Annotated in this window: 11 protein-coding genes and 1 rRNA gene; 3 read left to right on the plus strand and 9 right to left on the minus strand. The window is 42.9% G+C overall.

The features are described from left to right. Positions 1 to 7 precede the first annotated feature (7 nt). The 4 genes from E3E24_RS10320 to E3E24_RS10335 form a co-directional block, all read right to left on the minus strand. A complete protein-coding gene (locus E3E24_RS10320; protein ID WP_240912156.1) occupies positions 8 to 1,216 on the minus strand; it encodes an MFS transporter in 1,209 nt (402 codons plus the stop codon). Continuing rightward, positions 1,194 to 2,114 (minus strand): isoaspartyl peptidase/L-asparaginase family protein, encoded by a 921-nt coding sequence (locus tag E3E24_RS10325; protein ID WP_167885852.1) that lies wholly within the window; start codon positions 2,112 to 2,114, stop codon positions 1,194 to 1,196. The genes E3E24_RS10320 and E3E24_RS10325 overlap by 23 nt, the downstream gene beginning before the upstream one ends. A 62-nt stretch (positions 2,115 to 2,176) precedes the next feature. After that, positions 2,177 to 3,091, minus strand: a complete 915-nt coding sequence (locus E3E24_RS10330) for a phosphate uptake regulator PhoU (protein WP_167885851.1) — start codon at positions 3,089 to 3,091, stop codon at positions 2,177 to 2,179. A 126-nt stretch (positions 3,092 to 3,217) separates the two neighbouring features. Further along, complete coding sequence (locus E3E24_RS10335) at positions 3,218 to 3,799, minus strand: indolepyruvate oxidoreductase subunit beta (RefSeq protein ID WP_167915984.1); 582 nt, start codon at positions 3,797 to 3,799, stop codon at positions 3,218 to 3,220. Positions 3,800 to 4,090: 291 nt separating this feature from the next. Here E3E24_RS10335 and E3E24_RS10340 point away from each other — a divergent pair, with 291 nt between their 5' ends. Next, positions 4,091 to 4,783: a class I SAM-dependent methyltransferase gene (locus E3E24_RS10340; RefSeq protein ID WP_167885849.1), complete on the plus strand. Its 693-nt coding sequence runs from the start codon at positions 4,091 to 4,093 to the stop codon at positions 4,781 to 4,783. Between the two features lie 2 nt (positions 4,784 to 4,785). Here the strand turns inward: E3E24_RS10340 and lysS are convergent, their stop codons facing one another. After that, the gene (gene lysS / locus E3E24_RS10345; RefSeq protein WP_167886055.1) at positions 4,786 to 6,366 is read right to left on the minus strand and encodes a lysine--tRNA ligase; all 1,581 of its coding nucleotides are present in this window, start codon (positions 6,364 to 6,366) and stop codon (positions 4,786 to 4,788) included. Positions 6,367 to 6,487: 121 nt separating this feature from the next. Between lysS and E3E24_RS10350 the strand changes: the two genes are divergently transcribed. Then, entirely contained in the window at positions 6,488 to 7,387 is a 900-nt protein-coding gene (locus E3E24_RS10350; protein WP_346766014.1) for a PhoI, read from the plus strand. Positions 7,388 to 7,487: 100 nt separating this feature from the next. Beyond that, positions 7,488 to 7,628 (plus strand): hypothetical protein, encoded by a 141-nt coding sequence (locus tag E3E24_RS10355; RefSeq protein ID WP_167885848.1) that lies wholly within the window; start codon positions 7,488 to 7,490, stop codon positions 7,626 to 7,628. Here the strand turns inward: E3E24_RS10355 and E3E24_RS10360 are convergent, their stop codons facing one another. The 4 genes from E3E24_RS10360 to E3E24_RS12705 all read right to left on the minus strand — a co-directional run. Further along, positions 7,629 to 8,195, minus strand: coding sequence for a DUF366 family protein (locus tag E3E24_RS10360; protein ID WP_167886053.1), 567 nt, complete (start codon positions 8,193 to 8,195; stop codon positions 7,629 to 7,631). Next, a complete protein-coding gene (locus E3E24_RS10365) occupies positions 8,195 to 8,668 on the minus strand; it encodes a magnesium-dependent phosphatase-1 (protein WP_167885847.1) in 474 nt (157 codons plus the stop codon). Before E3E24_RS10365 ends, E3E24_RS10360 begins: the two co-directional genes overlap by 1 nt. A gap of 39 nt (positions 8,669 to 8,707) precedes the next feature. Continuing rightward, the gene (locus E3E24_RS10370) at positions 8,708 to 10,186 is read right to left on the minus strand and encodes a DUF2139 domain-containing protein (protein ID WP_167886052.1); all 1,479 of its coding nucleotides are present in this window, start codon (positions 10,184 to 10,186) and stop codon (positions 8,708 to 8,710) included. A 126-nt stretch (positions 10,187 to 10,312) separates the two neighbouring features. Then, a 23S ribosomal RNA gene (locus E3E24_RS12705) occupies positions 10,313 to 11,663 on the minus strand; the annotation flags it as partial.

Here is an 11,663-nt window from a genome sequence, read left to right on the forward strand (position 1 = left end):
TTTTCGCTTATCTTTTTTCCTTTAAAAACCTTGGGAGCTGAAGAATAATCACGGCTATTAAAATCACAGCTGGAAGGATTGGGAAAACAACCCAATAGCTATCTTCCAATTGAGCGATGTAGCCAAATATGAGAGGACCAGATAAATAGCCAAGGTCAAAGAACATTGTGTAAATGCTCGAACCAAATGTCCTTATCTTCTGTGGAAGCTTAGCAAGTGCCATCATTTGGAGAGCGGGAACTGCAAAGCCAAAGCCCATTCCAAGAGGAACTGCACTTAGGTAAACTTTAGGCGGAGTTGGATTCAATGATAGCGAGACATATGCCAATAAAAGCAGCAGAAATCCGAAAGTTGCGACTGGTAAAGGGCCTCTCTTATCGGCTTCCCTCCCTCCAAAGACTCTCGTGAGCAAGCTGAAGCCACCCATTATGCTTGCATACACTCCAAAGGCACTTGTTCCTAGGCCTAAAATCTTGTATAAAGCTGGAAGGAAAGTAAACATTCCGCTGTACGCGAGGGAAAGCAAAAAGAGTGCTAAGCTTGCAGCAACGAAGAAAGGATTCAGCAACAAACGATAGGAAGCATCTTCATGAGTTTCTGTCTTTTTCTGGTGGGTTTTGTTCTTATCGGCTTTATATGCTATTGATACAAAGCCTACTGCAATCAAGGACAGAATTATTGTAAAAGTGAAAGCCACCTGAAATCCTAAGTACTCAGCGACAAAACCGCCAACTGCGGGACCAATTAGATTGCTCAAAGAGAACATCATTCCACGCCAGCCGAGGGTTTCTCCAACCCTGCCTTTTGGAGCCAGCTCAATTGCCGTTGCAAGAGATGAGGGGAAGAATAATGCCATTCCAAAGCCATGAATTCCTCTCCCAACCGCAAACAGGGCCAGATTCCCAAGGTAGACGGAGAGCACATACAAAACTCCCGCAACTGCACCCAATAGACTGCCGAGCATCATGACCTGGAACTTCCAGCCTCTATCTCCAAGAAGTCCGCCAAAAGGCTTCAGAAATAAAGCAACTATGGAAGAAATTGAGGCTATTGAGCCAACTATGAGCGGGGTTGCGCCTAGTAAAATTGCCAAGGGAGAAATCAGGGGTGAGACTAACGCAATGCCGAGGAAGAAGAAAAACGTCGAGAAATGGAGCAGCCAAATGTCTCTCGGGAAATCTTTCAGCACCATATCATATCCCTGCAAATGGCTCATTCATTCCATCTTTCAAATATGCAACGCTCATATGCTTTGTATTCTTTGCAAATCCAACGTTTCCCTCGCGGTCAATCATGATTATTCCCATGGTGTCTTTTCCAAAGTGCTTGGTTGCTAGTTCAATCGCTGCTTCACTCGCTTTTTGTGCGCTTAATCCAAGCCTGACAAAATCAACTGCAGTCTTTGCTAGGGAAAGCTTTATGGCAACTTCTCCAAGCCCAGTGCAAGATGCTCCAGCAAATTCATTAGCATAAGTTCCAGCACCGATTATTGGGGTATCACCAACTCTTCCAAACATTTTCAAGAAGACTCCTCCTGTCGAGGTTCCTGCAACTACTTCTTCTCCATCAAAAGCAACAGCACCAACTGTGCTTCTTAGAACTTCGGGATACTCTTTGATTAGCCCACTGATTTTCTTCCAGTGTGGAATTGTGCCTTCCTTTAGGAGCTTTTCCCTGAGCTTCTTCCATTGCTCCCTCCTCTCTTCAGTCGTTGGATCGTATTCTTCAAAACCCATTATGCGAGCGAATTTTACAGCTCCTTCGCCAACCAAAAGAACGTGGTCGGTCTTTTCCATAACTTTTCTTGCGACACTTATTGGATTTTTAACTCCCCATATGCCAGCAACAGCTCCAGCATCAAGGGTTTTGCCCCTCATAATTGCAGCATCCATTTCAACCCTGCCATCAAGCGTTAGAACGCTTCCTGTGCCAGCATTAAAGATTGGATTATCTTCTAGAGCTTTAACAGCTTCTTCAACAGCATCTAATGCTGAGCCTCTCTTAAGCTCTCTCCAGCCTGCTAAAACTGCCTCTTTCACACCTTCAATGACCTTTGGAATCCTCTCTTCCTTTTTGATAGTCCCAGCTCCCCCATGAACAATAATCGCAACCATCAAAACCACCGCTATTTAATGAGTTTAAGAATGTTAAAAAAATTGTGGAAGCGGGAAGATGTTCAGCTCAATGCCATGTTGATTATTGTCTCGCCTATATTCTCCAGATATTCGAGAATTCTGCGGTAGCTGTCCATTGCGATTGATTTCTTATAGTCAATCTGTCTGATTTTTTCCTTTAAAGCGAGCATGAGGGAATCTATTTTCTTCAGGTCTCTCTTGGTTATCTGGCTGAGCATTTCAATGTACATCTCTTTTATGTACTCAACCTCAATGTCGTCGTCAAAGTTCTCGGCAATTCTGATTATGTGGTCTCCAATTCTTTCAATGTTGCGGACTAGGAAGAGAATGCCAATTAGATCGAAACTCCTCTTGACAATACCGCTTTCCTCAGATAGGCTCCGTTTAGATAGTATTTTGTTAACCGCTCTAATTGTAAGGAAATAAAATCTGTCAAGCTCGTTTTCGAGATCATTGATATCTCTAATCAATTCCTTTGTATGAGACTTCTTCATGAAGTACAAGTCTTCAAGCATTGATACTATTATCGAGTTTATCCTCTCCAAAATCTCCCTGAGATTTATTTCCTCATCAGCAAGCAAGCTTTTTCCCACTATTCTCGTGGGCTCATCAAGTATTATCTCTACTCCCGGAAGGCTTTGGATTATCTTTCTAATTTTGACCTTATAATGAGGAAGCTCTTTTGTAAATTTGACTTCTAGAACGTCATACCCTTGAATGTACGCTGAGATGATCAACCTCACTGCCATATCTGGTGAATATTCCTCTGAAATTACCAGCTCTTTCTTTTCACTGATTTCTTTGGGTTCTTTAGGGAATATTATTATTGAGCCATCGGGATTTATGACCAGTGGCACGACGTCCCCCTGCTTCAAGTTATTTTCCTTAATCCATTTTTTTGGAAGAGAGATTATGTACGAACTCCTGCCGGTAAACTGAATTTTTCTAAACTCCATCTCTACCACCCTAAGAATACCCTCGTTTTATAAATATCTTCACAATACTCATCAATATTGAGATTATTGGCAGTCAGTGTCTATATAGATTGAGTATCATATATAAAGATTGTGAGAAGAGCAAAATCAGCGGGCCAAGTTTATGCCTTCTTCAAGAGCCCTAAAGTTGATATCCCAAAGTTTTTCTTTGAGTGTCTCTTTTATTCCTTCCTTTAAGCTTTCTTTCTTGAGAGGAATAAGGCCTTTCCCATAAGCATAACCGAGCATCACAACCCCTAGAGTCCTTGGATTTATTTTATCAGCCACCTCTTGGAAGTTGAGCATGTCAGTTGGACAAATCTTTGAGAGCGCTTCTTTTATTTCACCTAAATCTGGGTATCTCTCTTTTCCTACAAGTGTAGTTGCTGTGTGTATCGGATATGCATTGACAATAGCATAGCTCTTTTTGCTTAAGAAGCGTGCATTTCTTAAAGCTTCTGCCGGCTCCAAAGCTAGCATTAAATCAGCTTCGCCTTCTTCAATAAGAGGAGAATAAACATCTTCACCAAAGCGCAGATATGAGAGAACGCTCCCATAACGCTGGCTCATGCCAAGTGTTTCTCCTATTCTAACTCTATATCCTTCATGCATTGCGGCACTTCCAATTATCCTTGAAAGAGTTAATCCTCCCTGACCTCCAACACCAGCTATGATAAGATTGAATTCCATTAGCATCACCATAAAAAATTTACAAGAAGAGGTTAAAAAGCTAATGTAAGCCTAAACGTGGAGTTTTTCGAAAATCTTAAGCTTTTCCTTCTCCTTAATTAAAACATAATCGAGATTTTGATGTCTCAACAATGTTTTCATACATTCTATTTACAATTCCATTGGGGAGTATAGACTTCCTTTCAGCGGCTTCTTTGGACTTCGTTTGTGGTTAATCCTATTGTTCCATTAATCTCTATTGAATTTGGATAAAAGGTTAGATATTTAAGGATTCGTGCCAAATTTAATAACATGAGCTTTAGAAAATACTACCAAGTTTTCAAGGTTTACTCGGATATCAATTCCCCGGAATACAAGAAAAGAATTGAAGAACTCGAACCATATTTAATGAGGTTTTTAGCTAACAAAGGGAAGGTTCTTGACCTTGCATGTGGTGCTGGGGGGTTTTCATTTTTACTGGAAGATTATGGATTCGAAGTTATTGGTGTAGATATAGATGAAGATATGCTTAAAAAAGCTCGGGAATATAAAAAAGAAAGAGGCTCTAATGTTGTCTTTGTGCAAGCTGATGCAAAGAAGTTACCTTTCAAAGATCATTCTTTTGATTATGTTTTGTTTGTTGGAGATAATGTTGTTCATTTTACGCCTTCAGAGCTGAACCAAGTTTTTAAAGAGATTTGTAGGGTTTTGAGTAAGGATGGATTGTTCATACTGCACTTTAATGACTTAAGGGAAATGCTTCCGATGTTAAAATCGAGTAATATAGTTGGGGAGGAATACTGGATTAGCAAAGTGCTGGTTGATAAAGATGAAAAATTCGTCATTCTTGAATATCAAGGCCCTAATGATTACTTCAGGGTTAAGTTTAACATTTGGGGAAAAACTGCAATTGAGCTATTGGCAAAATTATACTTCATTCAAGTAGAAAGTTTAAAAATTGGCGAGTACTCTTATCTCCAAGTGTATAAACCAAAAAAGAGATAGAATCAGGCTTCAAGCTTAAGCCTTCTGATTATGAATTCTCTGTCAAGAGAAGCCAAAAAGCTTGCTAATCTTGGCCCTTTGTCTTTTCCTATGAACAGCTGATAGAGAACTTTGAACCACTGTTTGCTTGGAATGTCACGCTTCTTTGCAGCATCAAAGATTATATTGTTGAGCTCATCAACACTGAACTCTTCCCTCTTCTCCAGCCATTCAGCAACTTCTCTGAGGGCTTCTTTAATCTCTTCGCTTATCTCAATTTTTGGAAGCTCTTGGAGGATTGAGAATTTCACTGTGTCTGGAGCATATTTGCTTACCCAATTCTTTGCGAGCATAATTCTGAGTTTAGTTCTTTCAATGTCTTCTTCTGTAAGATTTTGTGAGACGTGGCCTTGCTTTTTGAGGATTTCAATAATTTTATCTTCATCCAAATGAGGCATCTGCACAAGGACAACAAGGAATCTAAATGGTGCTTGGGCAACTAACCGCTCTGGAATCTTTGGCATTGAGAGTTCATATGTTCTCTTGAGCTCAATTTCTTCTTCTTCATTTTTTGCCTTTTCGAGACCAAAGTATATGCGTTCAACTTTGTCAAATTCATCGTAGAGGTTCAGCAAACCCAAACCGAGGTCAATCTTAATCTCCTTATTTGGTCTGTGTCTGGCATAGAGGAATCTTATCACTCCAGGCTCAAGAACTTCATAGAGGTCGCTGAGCAGGATTACGTTGCCCTTTGAGCCGCTCATTTTACCTTTTTGTCCTTTTATTCCAACAAACTCGTACATGAGTGTCAGTGGAGGCTCTTTACCATAAACTGCTTTGATAATTTCCCTTCCAGTATCAAAGCTTGAACCAGCTGCTAGGTGATCTTTTCCTGCAGGCTCGAAGTCGACTCCAAAGTGTGCCCATCTCATAGGCCAATCCACACGCCATCTCAGCTTTACATTTCCTTCCCTTATGTCTGTCTCTCCTTCACTTCCACAGTGAGGACACTTGTATTCTATCTTCCATTCACCGTCCCATTTGATAAAATCTGCCTCTTTTCTACACTTTGGACAGTAAATTTGAACAGGTTGCCAACTCTCTTCTAAATGAGGCTGTTTCGCCATGTCGCGGAATTTGTTAAGAATTGCAACTATCTTGTCTCTATTCTCAAGAGCCTTTCTTATATCGTTGGCATATTCTCCACTCTTGTAAAGCTTGCTCGCTCTCAGGAAATCAACTTCTATGCCGAGTTTTTCAACTTCACTTTCAAAGAGCTCCATGAAATGCTCTGCATAGCTGTTATGACATCCCCAAGGATCGGGAACTTCACTGACCGGCATTGTCAAGTATTCTTTCCATTCGCTTGGAACATTCTTTGGAACTTTTCTAAATCTATCATAATCATCCCACATATGAATGTGCCTAACTTTTTTCCCTTTGTCTTTTAATGCATGACCGACAATGTAAGCAGTAAAAAGTTCCCTAAAATTGCCGATATGGACGTATCCGCTTGGGGTTATGCCGCTTTCAACGACGTACTCCTCTTTGTCTCCTCTCTCTCGTATTATCTTTTCAGCCATATAATCTGCCCAATGAACCATTCTCACCACCTGCTGGTAAATATGAGAGATAGTTTTTAAGCTTTGGCTCTTTCTCCGAAAACTTTATAAAGTTGTGAATATATAACGAATATAAAAAGTAAATTTAAAACTAAAGGTGTTGATGAAAATGGTTTGGAAAGAGCTGGGGAGTTATGAGCTTGAAAGTTTTCAAGTGTTCTTTCCTGCATCTTTGGAAATCCAAGAAGAACTTCTAAAAGCAGGATTTAAAGTGCCCTATGACAAAGAAAAGGACTTTGCAACTCCAATACCAGTTGTAGCAGCTTTTAAAACAGGTAGAAAACTCAGAAAAGATAAGCTGTTAAAGGGCAAGAAAATTAAAGAGAACGGTAATTTTGTTGAGATTAGTCCAGAAAAAGCACTCTTGAAACTGCTAATAAATGAGAAAGGGTTCTTGAAATTAGGGTTTGAAGTTAAAACCTATCATCTTGAGGATTTAGGCTTTGTGAGAGTTCCTCCAAGAATTTGGAGCACTTGGGCCAGCTTTTCACTGCCTATTAATACTTTTGAAGAAATAAACGAAAAACTTAAGGAATTTGCTAGTGAAAAGCCGAAAGGTATGTACCTTGCCTCAAAGAGCAATGGGAAAAACATTGATGTTTATTCCTATAAAGGACGGAAGGCTAAAAATCTTGGTATCCCAGTTTTTGGCTATAATCTGAGCTTAAATTCATTTGAACTTGTTGGAGAGTACCTAAAAGAAAAAGCGGAGCAAAGTGGAGTAAATAAGGAGGTTCTACCATATCTCAAACTGAGTTTAAAAAAGAGAAAGGAAACAAAAGCTGGCTTAAAAGTTGGCATAGTATGGAGAGAAGGAAAGGCAGAGAAGATAACGCTTAAGCTTTCAACAACATATCCAAAAATTAAGATTGTCGGGCTTTATGGAGAGCTGGAAGGAAAGTCAAGAGGAGAGCTCAGTAATGAAAAAGATCATTTCATTATAGTTCATTCCAATGACTTCTATTGGGCACTTTTGAATGTTAGAAATGCCTTCGGCGTTTAGATTCTCGATGTTAAGTGTAAGACGAAAAGTATATTAATTTCATTTTTCCTTTGCATTTTCAGCGACAGCTGTTGCTTATTTAATTTCCGCGGTCATAATAGTGGCGATTATTTTCCCACAATCTTCGATTATATCAAAGGTTGTTTGGGCTGGGATACTCACACTTGCAGAGTATCAGAGGTTTCTCGATGATAACTTAGCAGTTCCTCTTGTTGGAGTTTTAGTAAAATGGCTTTTGTAATTACTCAGCCCATCTAACTTTTAAGCTATCTTTTTTCACTTTATTGAACTCTTCTTGTAAAGCCTTCCCGCTTTTTTCCATAAATGCTTCGACGTCATCAATTCCAATTTCCTTTAAGCCAACAGCATTGACATCTTTGGGTATTCCTTTGGCCTCAACGTTTATACCTATGTGGATTTTAATGCTAACTGGAGAAACAGTTGCTATTGAGATGCTGAGCTTTTTACCTTCAACGTATATATCGTCTCCTTTTCGTTTGGTTTTCACACCATATTCAGACAAGAGCTCGCAGATTTTCGCTATGAACAGCTTTTGTAATGCTGATGCAAGTAGGACGTTGGGAAAGTCAAAAACCTCGATTATGTAATGAACCATATCATCGCTTTTGATTTCCTTTTGGGCCCTCACGTCTTCAATGTCAATCATCTCCTCGACTTTAACGTTACACTTGCCCCTAAACACAACTATGGAATTTCCAAGAATCCCAAAATTTCTATAAGCCCAGTGGCTCCGTATTGCGCTTCCATCATAATCAACTCTTTTGTCTTTAACAACCAGAAGTTCCATCATAGACCCTCCAAAACTTTTTTCAGCTCTTCAAAACTTTTTGCATCAACCCACATTTGAATGAACTTAACATTTGGAATTTCTTTCTTTATGTCTCTAATATGAAGCGTCCTATCGTCAATATAAATTATTTCATCAACTTCATACCCTATGCTCTTGAGCTGTTCAACTGTTCTTGAAATCATGCTTGCCTTGTCTGGGTGGTTCTCAATTTTGGGGAAGATGAAGTAATCCCAGATGCCAAGAGCTTCAAGAATTGGTCTGACAAGTTCTTCCATATTCCAGCTTGCGATGCTTAGGATGAACTTATCCTTTGCCCAGTTTAGGAATTCTCTAACGCCTGGGAACAGTGAAAGCTCATTGCCATAGGCATCAATCACAGTGTCCTCATGAACTTCAAAAGGTGGTACAAGCTGAGAAGCATCCTCATGATCCCATAAAGTGCCATCTAAATCTAAAACCAACAGCTTCATTTGACCACCAAAGTAAAATAATGAGAGGGGTTATAAAAATTACCTTAAGTCTATTCTTGCTTTCCCTTTGAAATCTTGCTCTTTAAGCTTAAATGAGACAATGCCGCTGAAAGAGCTTAGATCAATGATATTTTTGCCTTTTTTGATATCGAACTTGTCGGTGTATGCAGGACTTAATGGTAAGGAAAGATCATACTCATAAACTGTCAGCTCATTATCTTTTGATGCATAAAGAATGAGCCGTGGTTCTTTGTATCCATCAAGAGGAATTCCACCAAATGTGCCGGCTCCGAATTGCATAGCCATTGCGGGGAATGCTAGTGGTAATGAAAAGCTAACCCGTGGAGGTTTGTCTTGGAGGATTTTTTCGTCAAGGATCACTATGTCTCTGTTTCCAGTATCAAAAGGTGTTGCATCCAATGCTCCAACGTTTGGAGTGGTATTTGTTGCTACGAGTATTTTGCCCATAGCTTTCTCTAGGCTTGTAACTCTAGCACCGAAAACTCCAACTATTTTGACCATTGGTGGGGCAATGTAAACCAAGACACTTGGTCCAACTATTGTGTTAGTGAATTTTGCAAATCTAATCTCTTCTGGGGTTCTTGGCTTATAGAAGGTGTCATGGTGAGAGGTATATGCTATTAGGATCCCTCCATCTACATGAAGGGCGTCGATTCTGAAGGGAGCGTAGAATGTGTAAAAGTCAAACAGTCTAACAAAGTTAAAAGGTTCGTCGTTAAGGGGGTTTCCCACAAAAAGTCCACCTCTCACAAAGGCAAACGCTCTATTATGGGCACTTCCCATTGCTCCAAGGTGGGGATGAATGTAATTCCCGCTATCAATACTTTCTCCAAGCTTTAATTTTTCCCATTGTTCCGTTATTAAGTCGAAGGCATGGATTTCTCTAAGTCCTTCTGTGAAGTTGTTTCCAATGCCAAAGAATGCAGTGTCGTGGACAATCGTTCCTTTTGAACTTGGTTCTGGATTAAGTTGTTCGATTTTTCCTGTTCGTCGATCGAGGGCATATATTCCCAAGTTTTGATGCCCATCCTCTCTTGCTAACAGCAGTCTATCATTGTATGGGTCATATATTATATCGCTAACCTCTCCAGCCCAGTCTGTGGGATGATGGATAGATTCCTTCCAGACTAAGCGTATGGAGTCATTTTCTGTATCATATTCATGCACGTGAGAATACTTGTTGATGAAGTTTATTGTTGCTCTTCCATTTCCTTTCCCCTCATAGATTGCGGGAGCGTGAACCCACCCGCCGAAATAAATGAATTCATCAACGACTTCAACAGCATTGTATGTATCTCCGCCCGAAGTAGGTTTTTCGCCAACAAGCTCAAATTCGTAGATCCTGTGGATGTTGTCTCGTATAAAGTGAGCTTCTGCTTCAAATGCCACTGTGAAATAAAGAACTTCATTGTGATATCTCAAGCCAAAAATTCCGCCACTTCCCCACTCGGGACCATAACGAGGAGGAAAACGGTGTAACTTTTCCCATATCACAATGATCACCACAAAAATTAGCACACAATCAACAGTTAAATCTTGCGATTGAAAGCTTTTAGAAAAGATCAATTACTGAGGACCGTGCATAGGCGGATTGGCCCAAAAAATGCCCAGCCCCTCAAGTAAGGGGCAAGAACCTCGGGCTGTTGGGAGCGGCGGACTAAACGGGTCGGTTTCCCTTCCCGCTTACATCCCCGCCCCATCAAACCCGTCTTCTGCGGGCGCCCTCGTCCCTGGCATGGGCCGGTCACCCAGGCCCTGCGCCAGGGAATGGCCGCCTATTTTCGGGGACCGCTTCGGCCTTAGATGCCTTCAGGCCTTATCGGACGCGGCGTAGCTGCCCGGCTATGCCCTGTAGGACAACCGGTAGACCAGAGGCCGCGGCACCCTGTTCCTCTCGTACTGGGGGCACCTTCCCCTCAGGCGGCCAACACCCCCGGTAGATAGCATCCGACCTGTCTCACGACGGTCTAAACCCAGCTCACGTTCCCCTTTAATGGGTGAACACCCCCACCCTTGGCCCCTGCTGCAGGGCCAGGATGGGAAGAGCCGACAGCGAGGTAGCAAGCCTCGGGGTCGATATGGGCTCTCGCCCGAGACGACTCTGTTATCCCCAGGGTAGCTTTTCTGTCATCCCAGGCCCCCACCGGGGAGGCACTGGGGTTCGCTAGGCCACCCTTTCGGGGCTGGACCCGCCTCTGTTACGGGTCCAGTCAGGCCGGCTTTTGCCCTTGCACTCTACGGCGGATTCCTGACCCGCCTGAGCCGACCTTAGGGCGCCCTCGATACCTTTTCGAGGGCGTGCCGCCCCAGCCAAACTGCCCACCTACCGCTGTCCCCCCATTCGGGGGTTAGCCGTACGGCAGGAGGTGGGCGGTGTCTCATGGACGGCTCCACCCGGCCCGGAGACCGGGCTTCGACGCCTCCCGCCTACGCTGCGCACCCCCTGCCGTACGGCAACGGCAGGCTGCAGTAAAGCTCCATGGGGTCTTCGCTTCCCACCGGGGGTCCCTGGCATATGCGCCAGGCAGTGGTTTCGCCGGGCCCCAGCCGGGGACAGTGGGGACCTCGTTACGCCATTCATGCAGGTCGGCATTTAACCGACAAGGAATTTCGCTACCTTAAGAGGGTTATAGTTACCCCCGCCGTTTACCGGCGCTTCACCCGGTTGTACCCGGGCTTCACGTACCGGCACTGGGCAGGCGTCGGCCCCAGTACAAACCCTTTCGGGCTAGCTGGGACCTGTGTTTTTATTAAACAGTCGGGCCCCCCTAGTCACTGCGACCTGCGGGTTACGCACCCGCAGGCACCCCTTCTCCCGAAGTTACGGGGCCAATTTGCCGAGTTCCCTCGGCTGGGTTTCCCCCGACACGCCTTAGGCTTCTCACCCAGGGGCACCAGTGTCGGTTCTCGGTACGGTCGCGGGGGATCGTTCCCGGAGGGCTTTTCACGGGCCCCAGGGATCGGCGGAACCCCA

Origin of the sequence: Thermococcus sp. LS2 (genome assembly GCF_012027375.1) — an archaeon.
Lineage (GTDB): Archaea > Methanobacteriota_B > Thermococci > Thermococcales > Thermococcaceae > Thermococcus_B.